The sequence below is a fragment of the Blautia sp. MCC283 genome (genome assembly GCF_018785565.1).
Lineage (GTDB): Bacteria > Bacillota > Clostridia > Lachnospirales > Lachnospiraceae > Blautia_A.
Genome location: NZ_WQQB01000025.1, coordinates 1 through 25,902, shown reverse-complemented (window position 1 = coordinate 25,902; position 25,902 = coordinate 1). Strand labels below are relative to the sequence as shown.

The window sequence follows — 25,902 nt, the reverse complement described above, 5'->3', positions numbered from 1 at the left end:
GGCACCATCCTTATAGAATCGCCGTGCGTGCTTATTTTTGCAACTTCTGAATTATAGCATAGGAAATCCCCTTATGTAAAGGGGATTTTTCCAATTTTTTTCTGTTTTTCAGCGGTTCCCGGCAGATTTCAGAAGCTCCAGCTCTTTTTCGGTGAGCGGACGATATTTTCCTGTCGGAAGATCCGCCGGGAGCGCCAGCGGTCCCATGGAAAGTCTTTTGAGATAGGTAACTTTTTTTCCCAGTGCTTCCATCATCCGTTTCACCTGATGAAATTTTCCTTCATGGATGGTAAGGCGGATCTCGGATTCCCATCTCTTACCGTTTTCCTCCGATCCTGTGTCGGATTCCCAGGTGGAAAGGATCTCAAGCCTTGCCGGGCGTGTGAGATCCTTTTCCCCGATATCCACTCCTTCTGCCAGCGCCCTGGCATCTTCTTCTGTCACTTTTCCGGATACCTTTGCATAGTAAGTCTTATCCACGTGTTTCTTCGGAGAAAGAAGCTCATGTGCAAGAGGACCGTCGTCTGTGATCAGAAGGAAACCTTCTGTATCTTTATCCAGACGCCCTACCGGAAAAAGTCCCTTTCTTCTGTCTTTCTCTTCAATATAGTCGAGAACCGTTTTATCTCTGGAGTCCTCCGTTGCGCTGACACAGCCTGCCGGCTTGTTAAAAAGATAGTATACATATTCCGGTGCAGCATGAATTTCCTGCCCGTTCATAACCACCTGATCTTCTTTTGTTACTTTCAGTTCCGGTTTCTTCACAGATTTCCCGTTAACCTGCACCTGACCCTTCTGTATGTATTTTTTTACCTCGCTTCGTGTACCTGCGCCGGCATCTGCCAGAAATTTATCCAGCCGGACTGGTTTTTCCATTAATCATTTACCTCCCATTCTGTTACATGGGCTGCCTTTGCATCTGCTCTGATGAAATCCGGGATCTCACCGGCAAATGTCATATAAAGTCCGGAATCTCCGTCGGTGCTCTCCTGTCCTTCCAAAACCACTTCCATTGTGACATCTGCATTCCAGATAGTCCATCCGTTTACCAGCTGTGATGGGCGGATACACTTTTTCAGGGCTTCCAGCTGTTCCTTTTTATCGTAACGGACTTTATAACCGTTCTCTGTTTCTTCAAGATCCGAAACAGGCTCAATGTCGGAAAAAACCTCATCATCTTCGCCGGCAGCTTCGGAGCTGAAGTAATAAACATCAATATACTCAACAGACAGCTCATCCATGGAAAGAGGATATCCTGTTTCTTCCAAAATTGCAAGTGTTCTCTTATATGCCGGATACACCAGAACGGAGGTAGACACCCTCTCTCCTTCCTGAACAGCCGGTACATTCATTCCCCATTCATCCATGTATCCTTCTGACGGAATTCCCGCATAATCGAACATCAGCATTGCGCATGGCTGGTCTTTTACTGTCTGACCGCCGTTTTCCAAAATGTCCTTTCTCAGCGCCTCTGCCAGCGCCTGACGCTTCTCTGCATTTTTCTCAAATAATGTTTGAATATCTCCGTCACAGAAAGTACCGGTGACCTCTTTCAGATACTGTTTGTCCAGCTGGAAAAATGAATATCTGTCTTCTTTCCATGTCTGCTCATCATACAGGGCTTCCATAAGATTCTGTGCCTGTGCAGAGGATACAATATAACCTCTGCATACACTGAATCCCTGTTTATTTATGTAGCGCACATACACGCGCCTTCCTGATTTTTTTCCTTTTTCATTCTGAAGCCTGATATCCTCCAGACTGTTATATAATGCTTTACTTTTCATCACCGGCTGATCCAGCAGACCAGAACTATTGTCTGAGGTGGCAGTATACCGGATCTTATAGATTCCGTCTTCTTTTTTTTCCACATTGCAAAGCTGCTCTGTATATGAAAGATTGCTTACATTTATCACAACTCCCTGAAGATTGTCATAGGCCGGAAAATAACTGTCATATCCCAGAAGATCCATTTTCATGGTCAGCGCACAGATTGCCACAACACCTCCAAAGATCATAAGCTGCACTTTTCTGCGGAAAAATCTGCGAAAATCCATTTCATAGATCACTTCCAAAATTCCATGGACCAGGATCGTTCCCAGTATCATTCCGAAGATCCACCATGCTGTTTTGGATGAATCTTCCGGAATCATATAAAAGATCAGACCGATTCCCAGTCCGGATGGTATTGTGATCAGAGCACTTAAGGCCGGCTCCATCCAGGTATATACCAGAGCTTTTCCGGTATTCTCTGACCTTCGTCTGCAAAATGCCATCCAGGAAAGTGCTGCCATGATAAACAGCGTAAGGATCAGTATCAGCAACTGCTTTCCAAAGTTTCCGCTGCTGTATCTATCTATAAAGCTTACGATCACCATAAGAGGAGATCCCAGATTCCGCACTGCTGCCAGAATTCCGTAACTGCCCTCGTACCAGGTATCAAAAAATAAATGTCCGCTTAACTGCAGCATCACTGCCAGAACGATACTGTAGGTAAACAGCCCTGCCCATGCAAGTGCTCCCATCAACATGGTACCGGTGCAGGCGATCACCAGCACTGTGGAAAAATACACCAGAAGATACATCAGGAGATGGAGCACCAGCAGGATCAGTGCCTTTTTCATAATGGAAAGGCTGTAATATCCTCTGGCTGCCCCGATGCATACCGCAGCAAATTCCATGATCACATATGGCACCAGATAATAAAGAACAGCCAACAATACTCTGTGCAGAAACAGTGCACTTCGCTTTACCGGAAGGCTGTGATAGAAATCCACTTTTCTCGGGGAATACAGATACCAGAAGCCGCTTACTGCTGCAAAAAATGCGGTTACCGCAGCCACAGCTGCTCCCATTGTGAGAAAGTCACTGCTCCACAGGCTGGAATACAGATAGGAAAGCTGACTCTGAGTATAACTGCGCTCATTCCATTTTCCCATTAGAATAAGTTCCGCTACCGGAAATGCAAGGAGAAATGCGATCATGGCAAATGCCGGGATCCATCTTTGTCCTTTAGAAGAGGATTTCATATACTCACTGGAATAAATTTTTGACTTCATAGCCTGCCACCTCCGTTTCGCTGATAAATATTTCTTCCAGAGTCAGTGGGAGCACTTCGCAGAAAAGAGGATTTTTTGCCTGTATCTTCTCCATGATCTCTCTTCTTGTTCCCCTTGCAGTAATAAGCAACAGGGAGCCCTGATGCTCTGTTTTCAAAACATCCAGCTCTTTCTTTAATTCTTCTTCTTTCTTTTTGTCAGCAAGTACACACTGGATCTTATGGATGTGGAATTTCATATCCTCCAGATCTCTGGAAAGGAGAATTCCTCCCTGATGAAGAAGCCCGATGTGATCACAGATATCTTCCAGCTCACGGAGATTATGGGAAGCAATCACCGGCGTAAATTCACGACTCATGATCTCCGATGCAAAAATACTTTTTACTGCCTGGCGCATTACCGGGTCCAGGCCATCAAAGGTTTCATCACAAAACAGATATTTCGTTCCTGTACTGATTCCCAGGATCACCAGAAGCTGTTTCTTCATTCCCTTGGAAAAAGTGCTGATTTTTCGTTTTCCATCTAGATGAAACTGCTTCATCATTGTCTCAAAACGTGCCTGCTGAAATCTCGGATAAATACAACGGTAAAATTCTGCCATGTCCAGAGCATTGTAATTTGCCGGAATATATGCATCGTCCGGGATGTAGAAAAAATGCTCTTTGATCCTTTCATTTTCAAAAACCGGTTCTTCATCCATCAGCACCTCTCCTCTGTCCTGACGGATGATCCCGGCCATGATACGGAGCAGAGTACTTTTTCCCGCACCGTTGGAACCGATCAGTCCAAAAACCTCCCGTTCCCCGATATCCATGGTGACCTTATTTACTGCCTGTATCTTACCAAAAGCTTTGCTGCAGTTTTTTATCTCAATCATTGTTTCCCTCCTTATAGCATAAGCGGATCACACCGATCATTTCTTCCTCCCCTACTCCCAGAGCCATTCCCTTTTCTGTGATCTTTTTCAGCTCACTTAAGGTTTCTTCCATACCGATCTGCCTGATCCTGCTGCTGTCTGTGACAAAACTGCCTTTTCCTTTCACCGGATAGATCAGTCCCTGCTGCTCCAGTTCCATATATGCCCGCTGGATGGTATTGGGATTGATGGATAATTCCACGGCCAGCTGCCGCACAGACGGCATCTTGGAAGATGGCTCCACAGCTCCTGACAGGATCAGCATCCGGAATTTCTCTACAATCTGTTCGTAGATGGGACGGCTGTCCTGATAGTCCAAGAATAACATACAACGCTCCTTTCTCTGTAATCTGTGTATTAAGTGTATTAATTCTTTTAATACAGTTATGATAGCACGTGATACCCGCCTGTACAAGAAATGGTCTCTTAAATAAATATAAAATCTGTATAAACTTATTCCCCGTAAAAGACTTCCTGTATTTTTCATAAAAAAAAGAATCTGCAGCGGCATCACTTCTACTATGATCCCACTACAGATTCTCTGCGAAGCAGTTATTTATATTTCACCCTGTCTGATCCGGGGTCAGGGGGATATTTGCAATCCCCATTCGGGTCAAGCGGATATTCGCAATCCGCTTCGCTACTTGCTTGATTTGGTTAAACAGCCCGGTAACCACGCTTTTCTCCTCTGCGTACAAAATACTGATATCCTCCGATCATCACCACTGCGAAGATCCCATAGATCATCAGAAGACTTCCTGCTCCTGTTTTTTCCACCAGCGTCTGGGCATATTCACTGAAAATAAGGATCCAGGTATTGGCCCCGATATGCATCAGCACACTGGTCCACTTATTGCCGCCCATCTCCAGAAACCACGCAAAAAGAGCTCCCAGGATAAACGCATATACAGCCTGCAGGACATTTCCATGATAGATCCCGAAAAACGCGGCAGAGATCACAGCGGAAACCAGTACGGAAAAATGATCCCGAAGCCTGAGATAAACCAGCCAGCGAAAGATCATTTCTTCCGCGACAGGCGCTACGATTCCCATCCAGAAGACCATCATAAAAAGGCTTTTCCCTGAAGTGATCTTCGTCATGGTCTCCCCGTAACTGGACGAGATCCAGTTCTGCAAGATCGCCACCAGCACATTGGCATACTGGGCAAATCCTGCTCCTGCCCCGAGAAGAAGCAGCATTTCAGGAACAGAAAGCCTCTGCTCTTCAATAGAAGTTAACCCACCGATCAGCCTTCCTATGCGGTCTTTCCGGTAAAAATATACTGCCGGAAACATAACCAGCACTCCGGTAAGTCCGGTGATCACCAGAGTATAACTGTAATAGGATTCCTGTGCGTTGCTGACATGATCCACCAGCCAGAGAAGCACGGCACTTCCCAGGATCTGTCCGATAAGATAATGGATTCCTACCGGATAAAGTTCCCTCCACACCAGTCGAAAAATATTCTGTCTATGCAGAGGGGTCAGTCGAAAAAATTCAGAAGCTCATCTGCAGAAGCTACGATCTGAAGAGGCTGGGCCGCTTCCAGTTCTTCTCTGCTGCCATATCCATAAGATACCGCCACACACTGGATCCCACATCGTCTGGCTCCAAGAATATCATGTTCCCGGTCTCCCACCATGATCACCTGGTCACGGTGATCGGAAAGATTCATTCTCTCCAGAGCTTCCTCGATCACCTGGGATTTGGAAACTTTCGGCCCATTGAGATCTGTTCCCGCGATCACTTCAAAATAACGGCTCAGATTAAAATGATCCATGATCTGTGTTACATAAAAAGTAGGTTTCGCAGAAGCTACTGCCAGCCGGTAGCCACGGCGTTTCAGCTCCGCCAGGGCATTTCCCACGCCTGGATAAACTGTATTCTCATACATTCCTTTTTCGGAATACCGTTCCCTGTAGTATTCGATTCCTTTCTGCGCTGTCTCTTTATCAAATCCCGCATATTTCATAAACTGATCCAGAAGTGGCGGTCCCACAAAAACTTTCAGCGGCTCCAGATCCGGCGCTGAAACACCAAGTTTCTCCAGTGCATACTGTACAGATTTTGTAATTCCCTCTCCGGATTCTGTCAGCGTTCCGTCCAGGTCAAAAAAGATTGCCTTATACATAAATTCCTCCTGTTGTGTAAAAAATCAGTAAGTATGCCTATTGTATCACTGTTTTTCTGTTAAGTCCATGCTTTCATAATACAGCTTCCCGGATTTCACAAAACCCAGAAGTTCTGCTTTCCAGGGTTTCCTGGTTTTTTCCGGTAATTCTGCCAGAAGTTTTTTCCCATGCCAGTAAAAATCGCACTCTTTTCCGTTGATCCGAAATGAAAGGATCTGAAACGGAATATCCGGGCGGATTTCTATCTGAATCCTGTTGCCATCTGTTTTTGTATGAATCGTTGGTTTTTGCTCTTTTTTCTCTTTATCAGGCATTTCTGTTGGTTCTGTCTGGTAGTAAGATAATGCCGGATTCTGGTCCTTTGCTTTTTTTGATGCACCTGAAGCCGGTTTTCGAATTAATCCCGGAGTCGGTATTGCAGATGGACTTGCCGCCAATGTCTGTGTGAGAACCGGTGATTTTGTCGGCACTGGCGTTTTTGTTGGTACCGGCGTTTCCGTAAGATTTGCTTCATTCACAATAGTTATCCCCGGATTTTCATTTTCCCGAATATCCGGTTCCTGAAATTCGTATCTTTCTTCGCTGCCACCGGAATTTTCTGCTGCAGTATTTCCGTTTCCCACAGAGTTCTCTTCCGGAGAATGTACTTCTTCTGCCTGGAAGTCCGAACTCCATCGCGCTGAATCCTCCTGTCCATTTTCTGTTCCTGCCCAAACAGAGGAATCTTCCATCAGATTTTCATCTTCCCGGTTCTCATTACCGTCATTTTTTTCTGTTCCTCCATAACTTTTTTCCCAGTCTTCCGGCAGCTGTCCGGTTCCTTCTCCCACATCCATATCAAATCCACCGGTATCAAGACTATTCATCTCCGACATATCAAATCCATAAACGAGAATGGAACTGATCATCCAGCTGCATAAAATCAGCAGCGACAAAACAGCAGGACAGATTCTCCCACAGGATTTTCCGGTTTTTTTCGATTTTCGCTGATCATTTTTTCTCATTGATCTCCTCCCAGAGTTTCAGATTCCTGCTTTCGCCTTCCTCCAGCAATTCTGTTTTTTCTTTCTTTTTGTAATCTTTCCACAGCTTTTGGCTGGCTTCTTTCTGCCCGATTCGAAGGAGAAACATTCCATACTCTCCATAAACCACACGATATTCCGCATCATACAGAAGAAGATTTTCATAATACAAAGCCGCTTTTTCCGTTTCATCCAAAAACTCCGCATTCCATGCCAGCAACAGCTCAATACGGCGCTGCTGTTCTTTTTCCCTATAATTCCTGCTTAAATCCTGCAGTTTCTTTTCCGCTGTTGCACAGTACTTTTTCCGTTCCCCCGAGTTTTCCGGATACTGTCTGGCCTCGTAATACAGATCTGTTACTTCTGAAATCGCCACAGAAAACTCTTCCCGTTTCAGTAATCCAGCTGTCAGAAACAATATTCCTATCAGAACCCCTGCAGCAACTGCTTCCAGAAAACGTTTTCGCCAGGTAACTGTTCGATATCGGATTTCCAGTTTCTGGATTCTTTTCTGAACTGCTGACATATCCAAATATCTGTATTTTTCCTGTTTTCTGGTACATCGAAACAGAAACCAGAAAAATTCCGGATATAAAAAACACTGCCATTTCTTTTTTCCACAAAGCTTTTCCATGGTTTTTCCCAGGGCATAAATATCACTTCTGGGGCTTAAGTAACCCTGATACTGCTCCGGTGCCGCATATCCTTTCGTTCCTTCACAGATCCGTTTTCTTTTTCCATGATCGAACATGGCGCTTCCAAGATCGACCAGATACAGGTGCCCGGTTTCAGAAAGCATCAGATTATCCGGTTTCAGATCTCCGTAGCAGACCGGCGGTTTACGGTTATGGAGATATTCCAGTACTCTGGTAATCTCCTTTCCTCTTGCAAGCGTTTCCTGTATGGAAAAATTTTTTTCTGAACAAAGAATTTCTTCCAGAGACTGCCCCTTAATATACTCCATAATCAGATAGCAATCTTCTTCTGTTTCCACACAATCTACAATCTTTGGGATTGCAGGATGATCCAGACGCTGCATTAGCATAACTTCTTTTTTCTTTATGATGGGTATTTCCTTCACAGCGCGAAAAATACCGAGTTCCATGTCCCTGGCCAGATACAGACTTCCGCCTCCGCCATGTCCAATCCGTTCTATAACGTAATAACGTTCTTTCAGTATCGTTCCGATCAGACAGATCACCTTCCTCTCATTTCTGTCAGATAATAATTGTGATCATATTTCTTATTAGTTTGGGATTATCCGGTGAATTCCGGTTTGAGATAAATAAAATTAGACAAATAACCGCAAACGAACATGTACGATTCATATTCATTCAGGATGGATTTCATTATAGCATGTCATGTTTCTTTTGCAAAGAGCTTTTACCCAATAAAAACAGAATAAAAAAGCAGCCCGCCGGATACAGCTGACAAAAAATTTTCTTCCTGTCCCTGTATCCTGGCGGGCTGTCATTATTTATAATGCTTATACCTGGATCTTCAAAACTGTACTTTACATACGATCCGGTGCAGAGAATCCAAGAAGATCGATGCTTGTCTCAAGCACTCTTCTTGTAAGCTGGAGCAGCTGAAGGAAGGATTCCTTCTGTGCCTGATCCTCTTCGCTTAAGATCTTGGTCTCATGGTAAAAGCTGTTAAATGCATTGGATACCTCATAGATATACGCACAGATCTTATGTGGTGCTTTTTCTTCAAAAGCGTTCTCAACCATTGCCGCAAAGCCAGAAAGCTGAAGCATCAGGTTCTTCTCACTGGCATTGACTGCCGGAAGGATCTTACCTGTACTTAAATCTCCTCCCTCCTGTACATAACGGTTCAGGATCGACTTAATACGAACGATAGTATAAAGGATATACGGACCTGTATTTCCCTCAAAGGATGTAAAGCGGTCAACATCAAAGATATAATCCTTGGTTGCCTGGTTGGAAAGATCGCCGTATTTGATTGCGGAAAGTCCTACGATCTTGGCAGTCTCTTTGGCATCTTTATCTTTTACACTACGGTTCTCCACGATCTTGCGGTACATTTCCTCATCAATATCTGCGATCAGATTTTCCAGACGCATAACGCCGCCTTCTCTTGTCTTAAAAGGCTTGCCGTCTTTTCCGTTCATGGTACCAAAACCAAGGAAGGAAAGCTCGGTCTCCGGTTTTACAAGACCGGTCTTTCTTGCGCAGCGGAATACCTGAATAAAGTGGAGTTCCTGACGTTTATCTACAACATAAAGGATCTCATCCGGCTGGAAAAGTTTCATACGCTCTACGATGGTAGCAAGGTCTGTGGTCGTATAAAGGGAAGCTCCGTCAGATTTCAGAAGCATGCACGGAGGGATCTCCTTGGTGTCGCTCTCTTCTTTTACATCTACAACAAGAGCACCCTGATCCTCATAGGCAAATCCACGTTTCTTCATATCCTCTACCATATCCGGAATGTACGGCTGTGCATCGGATTCTTTTTTCCAGAGGTCAAAGTCTACGTTCAGGTTTGCGTAGTTTCTCTTAAGGTCTGTTACAGATACATTCATAATGTGGTTCCAGAGAGCCATGTATCCAGGTTTGCCCTGCTGAAGGAGATGTGTTGCCTCCAGTGCCTCATTACGATAAGCCTCGTCCTCTTTGGACTTGCCGCTGGCACATGGATAGATCTCTTCCAGTTCGCTGATAGTAAATGGTGCTTCTGTGGGATATTCACCTGTAAAGCTGTCATCAAAATATACCAGCTCCGGTTTCCGGTGTTTCAGCTCTGTGATGATCAGTCCCATCTGAAGGCCCCAGTCTCCAAGATGCACATCGCCGATGACCTTATGTCCTACAAAACGTCCGATACGCTTGATACTCTCGCCGATGATCGCAGAACGGAGATGTCCTACGTGAAGGGGTTTGGCTACGTTTGGTCCGCCGTAGTCGATGATGATCGTCTTCGGGTTCTTGGCAGTTTCAACGGAAAGCTTCTCATCTTCTGCCATCTTATTCATATATTCCGCAACGAATTCCGGCTTCACATCCAGGTTGATAAATCCAGGCTTTACAACTTCTGCTCTGGAAAAGATCTGGCTGTCTGAGAGCTGTGCTACCACATCATCCGCGATCATAAACGGAGCCTTGTGGTATGTTTTGGCTCCTGCCATGGCACCGTTACACTGATATTCACATAAGTCCGGTCTGTTGGAAACAGTAACTTTTCCGTAAGACGGATCATAACCTGCTTTTTCAAATGCTGCGGAAAGTTCTTCCGCCATCTGTTCCATAATCTTCTTCATGTTTCAAACTCCTCATATCTTTGTTTCTGTATTTTATGCTTATAACGTCACTTTTCTTGAACATGCGACTGCAAGGGCACCATAACCGATATGGCAGGCAACACTTAAGGAAAGGGGATCCATATGCATCTCCATTCCCGGAAATACCTCCTGGATCTCTTTTTTAAATTCTTCTGCTTCTTCCAGATTTCCTGTATAAGCAGCCTGAAGACACATCTCACCGTCAGATGCGTATTCCTTAAAACGTGTTTCCCAATCATTCTTCATTGCCTTCAGCATGGCACGTTTGGCCTGCTTCTTGCCACGGACCTTGGCGTAGGCATCCAGCTTCTCTCCCTGGATCTGAAGTACAGGCTTCAGGTTCAGAACCGTTCCGATGGCTGCTGCTGCCGGTGTGATCCTGCCACCTTTTTTCAGATATTTCAGGGTGTCAAGTGTGATATAAATACTGGAATCGAGTTTCTGATCTGTAAGGATCTTTTTGATCTCTGCGGCACTTTTTCCTGCCTCGGCAAGCATCTTAGCATCCATTACAGACTGTCTCTGTGTTACGGAAATCCGCTGATTGTCCACTACCTGAACACGACCATAATAATCAATAGCAAGTCCCATTGCAGTAGAACAGGATGCACTCAATCCGCTTGACATCGGAATATGAACGATTTCCTCATAATCTCTCAGAAGCTTGTCCCACAGATCACAGAGATCAGCCGGACTTGGCTGAGATGTGGAGATCGGTTCATCCTTCTTAAGCTTCTCATAAAACTCTTCCTGTGTGAGAGTTACACCTTCAAGATACATTTTTTCATTAATATAAAACGGCATCGGTATCACATAAACGCCAAGCTCTTCGGCCTGTGCCTGTGTGATACCGCTGTTGCTGTCTGTTACAATGGCAATTTTGCCCATTCTCTATTCCTCCCAGTATCCATCTTATCTCTAAAAAAGTCATAGAATCAGTGTAACATATTTTTTACAGCATCTCAATCCAAAATTTTTCTCTGTTTTTTCAGACTAATTTGCACTTTTCTCAAAATGCTGGAAGTCTTTTGGATTACCCCAGTCTCCTCCCCAGGTGAAGCCAAGCTGTGTAAAGATCTGATAACAGATGTCATCATGGGTGATCACATGAGGCAGACCGCTGGATCGATCCAGATACTGCTGGGCATTTCCGTGTGCACAGCTACCATAGCCGTTGTTATATGTTACATATGGATTTTGCTGGGAATTAATATCGATAGCCCGTCCATACGCATGTTTTGACAGATTTCCGCTACCTGTGGCGTTTCGGAAACAGAATGCGGAAGTATTATTGTGTTCTATGGAGTTGTAATCACTGCTGTCACCATCTCCTGCCCAGTAATTGTCGATCAGGACCATCTCCTGGATCTGATATTGGTTTTCATACAACTGCTTGAATGCACTGAGAAAATCATCTACAATCTGAGCATTTACGATCAATTCTCCAACCTGTACCTGTCCCTCAAAATTATAGTGGAGGACTTTCAGATAACGAAGATCCGATAATGCGACATAATCATTGGCATAGTAAGATTTCCCGATGATACGGTTGTAGATCTCATCGCCCTCCACGATCTCATATGCCTGAAAATATTTATCCAGATCCGTTGCGGAAATCTGTGACGGATCTACAATTTCCTTCACTGCCAGATCTGTAATTCCCGCACTTGTTTCTCCTGGTGTAAGTGCACCGTTCTCTTCTGTCTGAAGTGTTGGCGTTGTCTCCGGTGCCAGTGGCGGTCCTGCCACCTCCCCGGTCTGTGTAGCAGCTTCTTTTTTTTCTTCCGGAGCCTCCGTTGGTGTTGGGGACGGTTCTTCTGGTGTTTCTGTCGGAGTCACGGTCGGAACTGGTACCTCCGTTGGCTCCGTTTTTTCTGTTGTCTCTTCTGCTCCGATTTTACTCTGTCTGCCAAAGATACTCACCCCACAGACGATCAGTATAAGGATCAGAATGCTCAGCACAATGATCTGTATAACGATTGTTTTATTTTTCTTCATATTTTTCCTCAGCCTGTTTCATCATTCTACCAGTACACGGATATCTGTAATACATGTGTCATCCCAGCTGGTACCTTTATGCACATCATCAATCCTTACCTGTATGGAAGATGCCTTAAACGGATGATTCAGCATTACATAAAATTCTTCCCAGGAATCCGGAAAATCCATCTGAAACGAAAGATCATCCAGTGTGATCGTTAACTTTGAAGGTCTGTTATTTCCATAATAATATTTACCAGATTTCCAGTTTCCAAGTTTAAGAGCAATACATCTCACTTTTTCATTTTCATATTTGAAATTTGCTGTAATGCTCTCCCCGATTCCTGACCCGTCAACACCTTCTTCCCAGTTCGTATCGGTATTATTGTCAAATGCAAGCAACGGATCATTGGAAACTCCGCTTGCCTGTTTGATCTCTGATGTTGCACTTGCAGATTCTATATATGCTTCATGGATACTGCTGAAATCTACAGAAGATTCACTCACAAGAGAAGCTGTTATTGCTGACGCAGGATAAGCATCAGGCGTAGGAGTAGGTTTCGGTGTAGATGTCGGTTTTGGCGTTGCTGTTGGTTCCGGCGTTACTGCTACTTCTTCTTCCTTCACCGGTGACTCTTCAGCATCCTTCTCAACTGATTCAGCTTCTGTATCACTCCCCGAAACATCTGTATTTCCAATGCTGTAATCGGAACTATCCGCAACTTTCTGTATGGTCTCATCCTTCGCTCTGCTTCTCAGTGCAAAAAATGCTGCGCCACCTACAGAAGCCACAATGGCAACAACCGCAATTATGATAATGAGCGGATTCTTGTTTTTTCTTCCACCCTGCATGCTGTTATCAAAATGATTCCCTGCTGCCATTCGCTCCGGTCCATTATTCTGAGACTGAGGCTGTCTCCAGTATGTATTCCCGCCATTTTGCTGCCCCGGATAGGGCCCGCCGAAATTCTGGGACTGATTTCCATAGGAACCTCCAAAATTCTGATTCTGAGAAGGATTTCCATAGAAGCCTCCCTGATTCTGAGACTGATTCCCATAAGGATTTCCATAATTTCGAGGTGAGGTTCCATAAATATCTGAAGAATTCTGAGGCTGATCCCAAAGAGAATCTTCCGTATCCTCAGACCGATCATTGTATGTATCCTCTTTATTCCGCTGCTGATCTCCATATACATCTTCCGCATCCTGCTGCTGATCATTATATGTTTCTCCGGAATTTTCTGCCTGACTGCCATTTACACCTTCAAGCTTTTGTCCACATTCCGGACAGAAAAGACTTCCTTCCGGAACGTCGCAATTGCAATTAGGACATCTCATACTCTTCCTCCTAACATATCAAGCGGATATTCGCAATTTACCTTCACTGTCTGCTCATAAGCACATAACTGCTCTGCTGTTCTGGGTCAATCGGATATTTATTCCGCTGTGTTTATTTTGTTTTTTACTGCCAGAATACGTCTGACAGATTCGTTGATTCTTTCTTCTGTTATTGTTCCATTCTGCACAGCATTTCTGACACCCGCATATGCCGCCGAAAAATCAGCAGGCATCAGGATCATATCTGCGCCCGCCTGTACCGCTCTTACAGCGGCATCTCCTGATGCATACTCATTGGCAACTGCTCCCATATTCATTGCATCCGTAATGACCAGCCCCTGAAATCCCAGCTGATCTCTCAGAATTTCTGTACATATGGTATAAGACAGACTTGCAGGCGTGTCATCTCCTGTGATACCCGGGCAGGAAATATGTCCCATCATCACAAAATCAGAGCCTGCTTCTATACCTTTCTTAAATGGAATCCACTCACAGTTTTCCAGTTCTTCCCTTGTTTTATAGACATAGGATTTTCCTTCATGACTGTCTTCATAAGTATCCCCATGTCCCGGAAAATGTTTCAGGGTAGACAGCATTCCTTTCGTATGCAGCCCTTTTACCTCTGAAGCTACCATAGCCCCATCGATTGAAGGGTCACTTCCAAAAGAACGGCTGCCTATTACTGTATTCTGCGGATTTGTCAGTACATCCGCAACCGGAGCGAAGTCTACATTAAATCCCAGTTCACTTAAATAACTGCCAATCTGACATCCGGTCTCATACGCTTTCAGGCTGTCTCCAGTCTGTCCGATCGCCTGCATGGAATCATATACCGGTGTTTCCATAATTCCACTTTTTGCAATCCGGCTTACAATACCGCCTTCTTCGTCTACTCCCACAAAGATCGGTACTCCACCTGTCTCCTGTGACATCTGCTGATAGCCTGCGATCAGATTTTTTACCTGATCATAACTTTCAATATTGGCAGACATCAGAATTATTCCTCCCACCGGATAAGCCTCATAGGCTCCTCTTGTTGTATCTCCTGCGCTGACTGCATTCCCTGCCAGAGTTTCCGGGGTGATAAAAAAAAGCTGTGCTATTTTTTCTGCCAGAGACATCTGCTGTATTTTCTCTTCAACGTTTTCTTCCTGTACCGGGTCTGCTTTCACCTGCACATGGGTAATCCCGGATGTACAGATGAAAGTGATACCTGCCAGCAAAATCGCTGCGAATCTTTTTTTTCTGCTATTCATATTCACATATATATCCTATTTTACCTGAAAAAGATGGAACAACACTTAAAATATCATCCGGCACATCATTCATATACCAGCCTCCATCATTGGATAAGAGATCCAGTACATGTTCTTCTACTCCGTCACCATAAAAGCTCGGTTCACCGGCAAACCAGCAGGAAGTTGTATGAGCCGTCCAGCTTGCACCGGAATTCAGTGCTTCTCCGAACAGTTTATTATCATTGTCTGCCCAGTAGTATTCATACTGATCCATCTCACGCCTTCCACTTATATAGAACTGTTTTTTCGCATAGTTCGTATTTGACTGGAGAAGATTTATGATTGCTGCATATTCCTCCTGGGTATTGATTCTTACAAGATATCCACCTTTTTGTCTGCACCGGTCAAATGCCTGCGTCCAGGTACAGTCTTCTATGACAACTTCATAAGTATGTATCTGTTTTTCTGTATCCGGAGCTTCTGTCGGTGTCGGAACAGGGGTGTTGGTCGGTACTGGGGTGTTTGTTGGTTCAGGTGAAGGTGTCGATGTACTCACCGATGTTGGAATCAATGTAGGTTCCGGCGTCTTTGCATTTTTTGTCACTTCTGACTTTTTCGCCGCTTCTGCTACGGACATATCATCCAGCTGTTTCTGCTTCGCTGAAAGCGCGCCGGGCAAAGCGATCCTGTCTGTTTTTACTGCATATACTGCTCCGCCTGCGATCACAGCAACGCCTGCCACTGCCGCAACTGCTACAGCAACAGGAAACTTCTTTTTTTGTGGAGCCGCATAATTCCCACCACTTTGGGGAAAACCTGTCTGTCTTATCTTTACTCCACATTCCGGACAAAAGATGCTGTCATCCGGTATGTTTTTTCTGCATCTTGGACATTTCATAGTTTATTCCTCTGCCTGTTATGCGTTTCCATCAGAAGTAGTTTCCTCTGAGTTTTCTTCCTCCCCGGAATCCGATTCTGCGGCTCCGGCGTCATCCACTCCGCTTTCATCACTTTCTTCGGTCACTTGTGAATCCTCAGAATTACCATCATCTGTGACATTATCCGCGCTTTCATCATTGTTTGTTTCCTGACCATCTGGCGCTGCTGTTTCATCACCTGGTGTTCCCTGATCCGGGTTCTCCGGTTCATTCACTGGTTCTCCCTGGCCGTTGGAATCTGCCGGATTCTTTCCCTCAGGTTTCTTCTGCACTGCAGCATCAGGATCATTTTTTCCCTGCTTATCTGATGGCTGCTGTTTCTTTTTATCTGCCGTATCTTTCTTTTTGTCATTGCCTGCCTGCGCAGGTACCGGCTCTCCTGTCGGTTTTTCCGGAATAACTTTCTGCTCTGTTTCCTGCATGTTCTCCTTTGGGGCGATCGCGGTTTTTACCAGACTTGCAGTACCTGCAAGTGCCATTACAGTAAACACAATAAACAGAATGTTTGTTACTTTATTCTCTCTCATTTCATACCAGCCTCCTTTACGTCCTTTTCTTTTTGCTGTATCCGTTTATTAACGGTAATATCCTGCCCCTAACTGCTGAAGTCTGGCAATTCTGTCGTGGCTGTCCGGATGTGAGCTTGCCAGTGCGGCAAACAGCCCGGAAGCTTTCTGCTCATGTGTACTGAAATAATCAAGTAATGCACACAGCTGGTCTCCATATCCAAGCTGAAATGCAAACTCATCGGCCTCAAACTCATTTCCACGGCTGGATTTCATGACAAGCAGTGTTCCAAGACCTGTCCATATCCTGAGAAGAAGATTCACTGTTATTACAGCGAGAAATCTTGAAAAGATCATAAATAAATGCGTAATAAAACCATCTTCGCCACCCATAAACAGACACATGATCGTAGTAATGATATCAAAGAACCAAAGGCCGATATTAAAGAATGTAACAAGCATATTTACAAACATATTACCAACCGAGATCAGCAGGATAAGATCTGTATCTTTATGTGCAAGATGTCCGAATTCATGTCCCAGTGTCGCCCGGATCTGCTCATCCGGCATATTCAGAAGGCCTCTTGTAACACATACTGTCTTTCGTCCCGTTGCAAAAGCGTTCGGACTGTCATCATCTGTGATATACAGCTGAATGCTGGAATTCAGAGAAGGATCTTTCTGTTTTGCTTTCGCATAAACTTCCCGGAATATCGGTTCCAGACGGTTGATATCCTCTGTACGTTTCAGTTTTTTACATCTTGTCTGAAAACGAAGGTACCATTCTCCGATCGGTGACAGTGCGATCGTAACAGATACAAGATATAAAACAATTCCGATCACAATTCCAAGCGGAATATTGTCTGGTACAAACAACACCGTAAATCCGCAGACAAGTGCCACATTCAGGATCAGATAAATGATTACGGAAATATTGGACTTTCGAAACATCCTTGTAAGGAAATCAAAAAGATAAAATCCACTGGATCCGCTGCTTACGCTGACACCTGCATTTGATGTATTCTTTGTTTTTACAGGTTTTTTATTTGTCTGGCTTTTTGTTGGCTGCGAAGTATTGATTCCCGTGTCTGCCATCTGCTGGTTCGGGCTGTTCTGATCCACTCCTGACGGACCCGGATTTCTCTGCTGATTCCAGTTTCCCTGTACATTGATCTGCCGGAGTTTATGGTTCCGGGGTCTGCTTTGGGAAGACTGATTATGTATTTCCTGGCCTTCCGGTGACTGTTGGCTACGGTTATTCTGAGTACTTTCCAGCTGTGTACCCCAGTTATTCTGATTATTTTCCGGTTGTGAAGTCCAGCTATTCTGAACATTTTCCGGCTGTGGGGTCCAGTTATTCTGAACATTTTCTGGCTGCCGGTTTTGATTTCCCTGGCTACTTCCCTGCGGTGGTCTCCAGTATCCCTGACTGCTTGCAGCCTGGCGTCCCCAGATTCCCTGGTCATCGGATGGCTGCCCCCATCCATTTCCATTATCCTGGGAGGCCTGGTTATTTCCGCCAAGCAGATCTGAGCCACAGCCCGGACAGAATCGCTCTGATCCGGTCCGCAGTTTTCTTCCACAAAATCTGCAGAACTTTGCCATACTCTTCCTCCTTTTTTTATCTGTATCGAATATACAGTTCTTTATCTCTCTCTTCTTTTTGACGCAATAATGTTATGGATAATGATAACAATATCACCTGTGATTCCAACCAGGATCAGTCCAATACTGATAGCCATGGTAATCTTGTCAGGAACCAGAAAACAAAGTACCAGAGATATGGCAACGCCGACCAGAAGTGCGACTACAGCCGCTATGATCAGAATTATCGGTGAACTCTCATCCTCTTCATCCATTTCTTCATCTTCATCGAGCTCATACCGTGTCCTTGCCGAACCCGGATATGGTCTTCTCTGCTCCGGTCTGTCATAAGATTCCCGGTACTCTCTCCTGGACACTCTTCCACCGTATCTCTTGCAGTAAATACTCTTCCACTCATCGTCAAGACGGTTCAAAAATCTTCCAAGATTAAGTTCTCTGGCAGTATCCTCCTTCAAAAGCTGGTAAGATGCCGCAACATCATTGTTTGCAAAAGCTTCGGGTTCTCTTGCTGCCAGACGTAAAATTCCATTGCCGGCTGCATTTCTTATGGCATCTGCTTCAAAAAGCTGAAGCCTTTCTGTATAAAGCAGTAATTCCAGAGCTGCACGAACAGCCTGGACAGGCGTATACTCTGTACCATAAATCTTCCGCAGCACATTCTCCAGATTAAAGTCTTTTTTTCCTTCCATCATCATGATCAGCTGCTCCTGGAGCAGGGCAAAAAAGTAACGATACTCTGGCCGTTCTTCTCTCTTAAGTCTTTCATCAACTGGCGTCAGATACGCTGAGATATCCTGGCTTTTCAGGATTATATTCTGCATTTTTTCCAGATTTTCCATATCCTGACTGTAATAAATGCACCACAGAACATTAAGACGCTTCCAGTCTTTCGGGAAAATCTTCCGGCGATCACATTCCTGGATCATATTTTTAAGGAAGCCAACCTGCGCTGCATTTAATCCGAACACCTGTGTTGCATTCATCTTTGCGATCAGAGATAAAAATTTATTCTTCAGCTTCCGCTCAATTCCTGAATTCTCACCAAATATCTTCTTATAATTTAAAACCTCATCCTGAAATACTTCACACCAGGCAGCAAGTTCATTATTTCCCTGCTTTTTTTGGCACTGATGTCTCAGCATATTGAAATATGCATTTACGATCACACTGTATGTCTGTTCATTCAGCCACTGATTTTCTTTCACACCGCTTAAAAATACTGCTGTCTGATCCAGATTAGCAAGGACATATTCGGAAAGAACCATTTCCTGTCCACCATGGATAAACCACTCTGTAATGATCGCCCATCGCTGTTCTACTGTCAGCTGTTCCAGAAGGAGTCCCTTTCTGTCATCTTCCGCATGCGCATATAACTCGTACAGAATCATGGATACATAAGGTTCCGGACAATCTGCCAGGTCAGAAAGTGCCTGCTGGATCTCTTCCATATCCGAATATCCGCCTGGTTTCCGGCAATTATAGATTTTTGCACATTCCGATACACAAATCGCTTCCTGTATGATCGCCTTTTTTGCCGGCACATGCATCAGCCATTCGTGCAAATACTTTCCTGTTTCATGGAATACCATTGCCTCGCATTTTTCTCCCAGCTCCGCAACGATGTATTCAAACAGAGGTCTCCATTCTACGTTCAGGAACTGTCGGTCTCTGAATGTGGCAAAATAGATCAGGTGCCATACTGCTTCTGTATTCAGAACCGTTTCTTTTGAACTGCACTGCTCTTTAAAACAATTCCACAGCACATCGGATCTGTGTTCCTGTCCTGGAGTTTTTTTCAGTTTCTTCTCTTCCTGGCTTAAAAGACCATGCGCCTGTTTACGCAGATTGCCGTTTCCATAAAACAGCTGAAAAAACAGATTTCCATAAATTTCTTCCATGTTTTCATCTGTGATCTCAGAATAATTTAACGGACGGCTTAATGCTCCCATCAGCTGTGAAGTATACTCCCATTCATCTGTGCTCACACACTTTCTGTACCAGTCCTTCAACAGTGCAAAAATATTTGCTTTCACCGGACTGGAATGGGAAATCTGATCATCTTCACATATTTCGATCAAAAACGTTCTGAGGAAATCTTTTTTGTACCATTCTGCCTCTGTCTGCTCTCTGACATTCTTCAGAAAATCCAGGAATTTCTCTTCTGCCAGAGCATTTTCGCTCTCAAGAAGCTCCCTCAGAAGCTGTGCAAGAACTTCATCTGTCTGGTCAGATGCCAGATCCTGTATCAGGCATACCATGATCTCATCCTGACAGTTTTCAGGATAGATATTCTGCTGGACCAGTTCTATGAGATCCTTCTTTATGTTATCCGAATATCCCGGGTCCTGTGCTTCGCAGCTGAGCATTTCCCTGAATATCGATGCAGCATATTCTGTCCAGTATCCTGCTATATAGTAGGATACTCCAAGTATAAGCTGTTCTCTGGATCTTTTGTCTGCAAAATTCTGCTTCCGATTATCATTCAGTCCAAATATAAGGTTAAACATTTCCGGTGTATTCGCATTTTCATAAACCCGTTCCTGTCCGAAAAACTGAATGTATTGCCTGTTAAATTCCGCTTTTTCTTCTTCCTTCTGCAGGGTATCCCATATGAATCTGCCATAGGATGTATCCAGATCTCCACTCACATAACTTTTTTTGTTCTGAAGGTCAATGATAGAATATTCACTGTTTACCCATTCTTTTGCAAATCCACTTTCCATAAATATCAGCTGATACCCCTTCAGGACAGAAGCCTCCGGATTTGCTCCTCCGCAGGATACTGCACTGATATTCTGACTGATGAAATCCGGCAGAACTTTCAAAGTTGCCGCAATGATCTGCTCAGCATAACCATTTCCACCGGCTGCATTCCATGCAGGGCGGAACTGATCTGGCAGTACAACCAGAACTTTGTCATTCTCATGGCCCCTGTAATCCATATATCCAACTCTCTGGACAATGCTGCTGATATAATCAATAAAAAGTTCCTGTGTAAAACCTGCACGTTCAAAAACAGAAATTTCCGTTTTTTTCTGTGGATTTTTAAACAGGGAATACTCCGGATTTGCTTCGATACGCCCACGGGCACCATTTCTTTTTGACTCTTCAATTCGCGCCTGTACCGATGGATAAGGTTCAAAATTCTGCAGATTGAGTGCATATTCCGGTTCTCGTAAAAAGCGTCCCTTATCTTCCTCTGCCAGAATGTAACTGCTGCTGTATGTAAAATCACGGAACTCGCCGGAACTTCTTTCACCGGACATATTTCCTTCTGCTTTCAGTCTGTATGCACGACTTACTACTGTAAGCTGCTGATTCAGCCTCTTGATCTTCAGAACGCCTCGATATGTTCCGGTGATCTCCGAAGGAACAGGCCGGATATCCTCCAGTGTTCCTACTGCTTCACATTCTCTGGCTACAAGCTTCGCCTGATCTTCTCTGGCAAACATATCTCTGCTGATGGTGACTGTCGTACTGTCTCCCTTTGAACCGGAACGTGAAAAATATCCTTCTGTACATCGGGAATATATATGTTGTCCTATCATGCTGTTTCCTCCTAACGTCTATGAAACCAGGAATGTTTTTTTGGCGGTTCCGGAATCTGCTCATCCCAGTTTTCCGCAAAATTTCTTCCCCATTCATTAACCACCCTCTGTGGTGCATCATAAAATTCTCCTCTGAAGAAAGGAGGTACAAAATTCAGTCTCATCAGAAGATAAAGCAACGGTTCTTCCACACGGATCGGATGGATCAGACGGAAATTATCAAGATTATCTCCGCTTACCTTTACAGCTGCTCCCAGAGCGGATACAGAAATATAATATGGACTGAAAAATGTCTGATCCAGGAAATTTGATAATCCTCTGGAAAGATACTGGATACACGCTCTGGTAGACTGATTCATAGGATTAAAATAAGTATCCTCCAGATTAGAATCCGGAATCATCTGAAATCTCGGTGCGATCACTGGCTGATTCAGCGGAATTCCCAGCTGCTGGTAATTTTTGTACAGAAGATCAGTTTTGGTCAGTGCAACAACACTTGGCCTCTGAATCTGTCCCATATCTCCGGTAACACAATCCAGGATTGATGTTTTCATGCCGGAAATCGCTTCTTCCAGCTGATCGATATCACGGTTCATATACTGTTCCGGAAGCCGATTGTACACACCCTCCAGAGTCTCCGGATCAACCATCATGATAAATCCATCCGACTCCTTAAACTGGGGAACATTGATATTGGAAAGATCCTCATTTCGTTCTCCGTTGAACATCTCACCTCGCATATCAATCAGACCCAGAATACATTTCTTATTAGACTGTGCAGATCCTGGCATTGCGGTATAATCTGCCTGAAGAAGATACGGAGTTTTTCTGTCCTCCTGTGTTGTCGCCGGAAGTCTGTTCTCTCTTCTTATGTGTGAAGCAAACTGTTCATATTCCCTTCCTGTAACTCCCAGAGTCTCAAAATGAACAAAGCCCTGCGGAAGTCCAAAATTTCCTCCGCTCAACATCATATGTAAAACTGTAAGATATACTGTTTTTCCTGCGGAGCTGGGTCCCATAAGGCTCACCAGGTACATCGGCATTTTTCCTGCCTGAGGGATCAACTGTGAATGACAATGCGGACAGTAGAACTTTCTCACGATTCCACTTACCTTTTCCTCACCGATCTCCAGATCTTTCACCTCTACAGCCTGCACCAGTTCTGTATTTCTGCACTCATCACTGACTGCATACTCCGGAGAAATGGTTACCGGATACACCTCTTCATTTGTGATCACGCTCTCACTTCGAAGCTGTGCAAGACTTTTGTACTGAATTTCAATATGCTTCTCTTTCAGCACAAATTTATTTGCTCCAGATTTTCTGTCATTAAGCTGAATATCATCAGACTGCCGGATTCCCTCAAAATTATCTGACCTGATCTCATCCTTCGTAAGCTTCACGCATCGTTCTGCTTCTCTGATGGGACGCAGGCACTGTATACATTTTATCGGATAATAACTCATATCTGCCTCCTGCTCCTTTTATTTTTTATGAAAAATCGAAAACAGTGAAAATTTTCCTCCTGTGTCCTGTTTCGAACGTGGTATCTGAATCGCTTCTCCACTCAGTTTTATATTTTTTTCTTTTGTCTGCACCTGTGGCAATCCCGGCAGTTCCGGGAAATAAAGATTTCTGTATTCATTGATTCCCGCGCGGATCTCATTTGGAATTTCAAACCTCAGGATCGTTCCTCCCCAGAAATATTCATAATACAATAGTCCCTCCGGGATTTCTTTGTCACTCTGAAGCAGTAAAGTGTACCCTGCATTTGTACAAACCCAGTTCCATTTCACTGTGGCAATTCCACAGTATACATTTATAAGATACTGTTCCTGTGACGCAAGTGCCATGATCTCTCTTCCGGAAAGTTCTCTTCTGGAGTCTGTCACAAATATAAGAAAACGTGTACTGTTGATACTTTCCATATCCAGATTATCCGACTGAAAAGAGACTTCCATGCAATGATTGATGCACTGCGAATAACTGATCATTACCGGAATACTCACATTCTCTTTATAAATCCACACGAAATATGCATTTTCTTCATTTTCAGATATTGTCCATGAGAAGCGGAACCGGCCATAATCCATCTGTCTTCCTTTTAAGTCTTTTAATGCTATTACCATTACTTTCTCCTTTGTTACTCAGAGTATATGCGGTTCTCTGCAAAACGCCCGGAAATACGGACGATCTCGATACGGTCATCCTGAGGGCAGCCTTTAAAACTGATATCATAAGTGGGCTGATTCCGCAGACAGCGGCACAGGAGATTTTCTTCATTTCCCATCACAAATAATGTCTGATGACTGCTTGCCTGAAATCCTCCGATAAGTCTCACAGGAAATTTCCAGTTCTCTTCCAGTTTTTTAAAAAACTGTGTGGAATCTCCCTGTACAAGATTTGTCAGGCGTACCTTCATATATTCTTCACGGTTTTCAAGACTTCCCGCAACGATCCGGTTACAGATCTCCAGCAGATCATTTCCGGTTCTGTTTTTCTGATCTTTTTCATGATCCTTAAAAAAGCCTGCTATGATCTTCTGATATTTATGAAATATATGGATCACTTCATGGGGATGATTATTATTATATTCTTCCATCCATCGTCTGGCTTCTTCCTGTGCATCTGCCACAAATCCTCCGCCGGTGTTAAAAAGAAGTTCTGTCTGTCCCAGTCTTTTTTCCTGGTTGCTGACAGCCTGCTCCATAGATTGAAAGACATCATCCAGCACTTTCTTTTTCTGGCGGAACCTTTTCATGTTTTCTTTCTCCGGCGCCAGTCCTTCTGCAATGATCTTCCTTGGAGCCTGACGGATCTCTCCTGCAAGCCACTGTTCACAGGACTGTCTCATGTCCGGATAAAACATCCCCTGACGTACATCAATCACCGGACTGTTTTCCAGGATCTTCTGTGATCTTTCTTCCAGAATGCCAAGATGATTTACTGCCCCATTGAGTTCCAGCAGATATTCATCAACAAACGAATCCCACCATTCCTGTACCACCTCTGCTGTAGCCTTAATGGGATGAAGATAATAATCGTTGGCAAACTTTTTCAGCCGTTTTTCCAGTTTCTGCATATCATTGCCAGGAATCACACTGTATATTGGTGATGTACATATTTTTCCATCTGGTCCATGAGGTATTTTTTCCATTCGCTTTTTCCAGGATGCACTTTCAAAATACTCGTACTTCATTTTATCAAATGCTGTAGTCCGCCTTCTGCCGGCACTTTTATAATATTCATGTACTGCCAGTAAGCGATTCAGTGTAAGAGATTTTACCGGTTCACATACAGAAATGGCTCTTGCCGTAAAAAAATATTCTTTTTCATTACTCCTGACCGGAAGAAGAACACCCTGGGTTTTTTCTTTATCTTCACAGTCTGTATCCTGAAATATCATAAGCATGATTATCGTTTTGATCTTCTGTTCCAGATTGATCTTATGTCCGTTCTCATTGACATCAGAAAGTACGCAGCATGGACAGCAGCATTCCAGATAATTTTTGCGGCCGTTTTCCATGATCCGGTCCATTTGGCGGCGCAGCATCTGTACTTTATATTTTGTGAGATCTACATTATAACTTTCCACCATCAGAAACGGATGCCATTCCACAGAAATCTGGCGTTTTCTCATTTCTGTCTGCATCATGATCCAGGAATCCGCCACTCTCTGTTCATCTTCTCTCTGACACAGACAGTCCATAAGAAATACCGGACATATCAGGATTTTGTCAAATCGGACATCCAGATAATCCTGCGATGCCTGATTGATCCTGCCTGCAAAAGCATGAAATGCCTCTTCTCCTGTTGTTCTTTCCCAGTCACTGATGATCTGGACAGTTCTGATATCCGATACGATCTTTTTTATTTCCTCTTTAAAAAGCAGCTCTGCTTTTCTGCAGCTTGTCTCGCTTCCTATCACCCAGATAAACACTAGTGTTTTCAGAGATACAAAGTTCTGGCTGTTAAAAGTTTTCTGTTCTTCTGCATCATTAAGAATACTCTCCAGTTTTTTTTCGATCACTTCTGTATTTTTTTCTGCCTGATACAGACTTTCTTCCATTCAAGTCTCCTCCCACTTATGTTATATTTCAAGGAAATCCGGCCTAAGCCGGATCTCCTTTCTCTTCTCAGATATTATTATTTGGATCTTCTCCGGAAGGATTTCCCCATGATGGCATTCCGGCATCTCCCGGCTGAGAAACCGGCTGGCTTCCTGGCATTCCATTTCCTCCCTGAGGATAGCCCGGCTGACTTCCCGGCATTCCCGGCATTCCGGTTCCTCCTGGATAACCTGGCTGACCTCCCGGCA

At 44.1% G+C, this 25,902-nt stretch carries 20 protein-coding genes and 1 pseudogene; all 21 read right to left on the bottom strand.

What is annotated here, in order from left to right; all coding sequences use genetic code 11:
* Positions 1-108: 108 nt before the first annotated feature.
* Complete coding sequence (locus GPK81_RS08385; protein WP_148446477.1) at positions 109-876, bottom strand: pseudouridine synthase; 768 nt, start codon at positions 874-876, stop codon at positions 109-111.
* Complete coding sequence (locus GPK81_RS08380) at positions 876-3,059, bottom strand: DUF6449 domain-containing protein (RefSeq protein WP_215706877.1); 2,184 nt, start codon at positions 3,057-3,059, stop codon at positions 876-878. The genes GPK81_RS08385 and GPK81_RS08380 overlap by 1 nt, the downstream gene beginning before the upstream one ends.
* Positions 3,034-3,936, bottom strand: a complete 903-nt coding sequence (locus tag GPK81_RS08375; RefSeq protein WP_215706876.1) for an ABC transporter ATP-binding protein — start codon at positions 3,934-3,936, stop codon at positions 3,034-3,036. Before GPK81_RS08375 ends, GPK81_RS08380 begins: the two co-directional genes overlap by 26 nt.
* Positions 3,929-4,303: a GntR family transcriptional regulator gene (locus GPK81_RS08370; protein ID WP_118071379.1), complete on the bottom strand. Its 375-nt coding sequence runs from the start codon at positions 4,301-4,303 to the stop codon at positions 3,929-3,931. The genes GPK81_RS08375 and GPK81_RS08370 overlap by 8 nt, the downstream gene beginning before the upstream one ends.
* 329 nt (positions 4,304-4,632) lie before the next feature.
* Positions 4,633-5,427 carry a CPBP family intramembrane glutamic endopeptidase gene (locus GPK81_RS08365; RefSeq protein ID WP_021977308.1) on the bottom strand — a complete coding sequence of 265 codons (795 nt, stop codon included), beginning with the start codon at positions 5,425-5,427 and terminating at the stop codon, positions 4,633-4,635.
* Positions 5,428-5,459: 32 nt separating this feature from the next.
* Complete coding sequence (locus GPK81_RS08360) at positions 5,460-6,107, bottom strand: HAD family hydrolase (protein WP_215706875.1); 648 nt, start codon at positions 6,105-6,107, stop codon at positions 5,460-5,462.
* A gap of 45 nt (positions 6,108-6,152) precedes the next feature.
* Positions 6,153-7,112 (bottom strand): hypothetical protein, encoded by a 960-nt coding sequence (locus GPK81_RS08355; RefSeq protein ID WP_021977306.1) that lies wholly within the window; start codon positions 7,110-7,112, stop codon positions 6,153-6,155.
* Complete coding sequence (locus tag GPK81_RS08350; protein ID WP_021977305.1) at positions 7,099-8,331, bottom strand: serine/threonine protein kinase; 1,233 nt, start codon at positions 8,329-8,331, stop codon at positions 7,099-7,101. Before GPK81_RS08350 ends, GPK81_RS08355 begins: the two co-directional genes overlap by 14 nt.
* A 312-nt stretch (positions 8,332-8,643) precedes the next feature.
* The gene (gene argS, locus GPK81_RS08345) at positions 8,644-10,410 is read right to left on the bottom strand and encodes an arginine--tRNA ligase (protein WP_215706874.1); all 1,767 of its coding nucleotides are present in this window, start codon (positions 10,408-10,410) and stop codon (positions 8,644-8,646) included.
* Between the two features lie 39 nt (positions 10,411-10,449).
* A complete protein-coding gene (locus tag GPK81_RS08340; protein WP_215706873.1) occupies positions 10,450-11,319 on the bottom strand; it encodes a DegV family protein in 870 nt (289 codons plus the stop codon).
* A 105-nt stretch (positions 11,320-11,424) separates the two neighbouring features.
* Positions 11,425-12,429 (bottom strand): M15 family metallopeptidase, encoded by a 1,005-nt coding sequence (locus GPK81_RS08335; protein WP_215706872.1) that lies wholly within the window; start codon positions 12,427-12,429, stop codon positions 11,425-11,427.
* Positions 12,430-12,450: 21 nt separating this feature from the next.
* A complete protein-coding gene (locus GPK81_RS08330; RefSeq protein ID WP_215706871.1) occupies positions 12,451-13,749 on the bottom strand; it encodes a zinc ribbon domain-containing protein in 1,299 nt (432 codons plus the stop codon).
* Between the two features lie 98 nt (positions 13,750-13,847).
* A complete protein-coding gene (locus tag GPK81_RS08325) occupies positions 13,848-15,005 on the bottom strand; it encodes a glycoside hydrolase family 3 protein (protein ID WP_118063519.1) in 1,158 nt (385 codons plus the stop codon).
* Entirely contained in the window at positions 14,998-15,885 is an 888-nt protein-coding gene (locus GPK81_RS08320) for a lectin-like protein (protein ID WP_021977299.1), read from the bottom strand. The genes GPK81_RS08325 and GPK81_RS08320 overlap by 8 nt, the downstream gene beginning before the upstream one ends.
* 18 nt (positions 15,886-15,903) lie before the next feature.
* The gene (locus tag GPK81_RS08315) at positions 15,904-16,452 is read right to left on the bottom strand and encodes a hypothetical protein (protein ID WP_021977298.1); all 549 of its coding nucleotides are present in this window, start codon (positions 16,450-16,452) and stop codon (positions 15,904-15,906) included.
* A 48-nt stretch (positions 16,453-16,500) separates the two neighbouring features.
* Complete coding sequence (locus tag GPK81_RS08310; protein ID WP_215706870.1) at positions 16,501-18,036, bottom strand: M48 family metalloprotease; 1,536 nt, start codon at positions 18,034-18,036, stop codon at positions 16,501-16,503.
* A gap of 41 nt (positions 18,037-18,077) precedes the next feature.
* Positions 18,078-21,584: a hypothetical protein gene (locus GPK81_RS08305; RefSeq protein WP_215706869.1), complete on the bottom strand. Its 3,507-nt coding sequence runs from the start codon at positions 21,582-21,584 to the stop codon at positions 18,078-18,080.
* A gap of 11 nt (positions 21,585-21,595) precedes the next feature.
* On the bottom strand, positions 21,596-23,050 hold the full coding sequence (locus GPK81_RS08300; RefSeq protein WP_021977295.1) for a TRAFAC clade GTPase domain-containing protein: 1,455 nt from the start codon (positions 23,048-23,050) through the stop codon (positions 21,596-21,598).
* 18 nt (positions 23,051-23,068) lie between these two features.
* The gene (locus GPK81_RS08295) at positions 23,069-23,713 is read right to left on the bottom strand and encodes a hypothetical protein (protein WP_021977294.1); all 645 of its coding nucleotides are present in this window, start codon (positions 23,711-23,713) and stop codon (positions 23,069-23,071) included.
* A 14-nt stretch (positions 23,714-23,727) separates the two neighbouring features.
* Positions 23,728-25,653 (bottom strand): hypothetical protein, encoded by a 1,926-nt coding sequence (locus tag GPK81_RS08290; RefSeq protein ID WP_118063508.1) that lies wholly within the window; start codon positions 25,651-25,653, stop codon positions 23,728-23,730.
* Positions 25,654-25,720: 67 nt separating this feature from the next.
* A pseudogene (locus tag GPK81_RS08285) lies at positions 25,721-25,902 on the bottom strand (hypothetical protein); the annotation flags it as partial.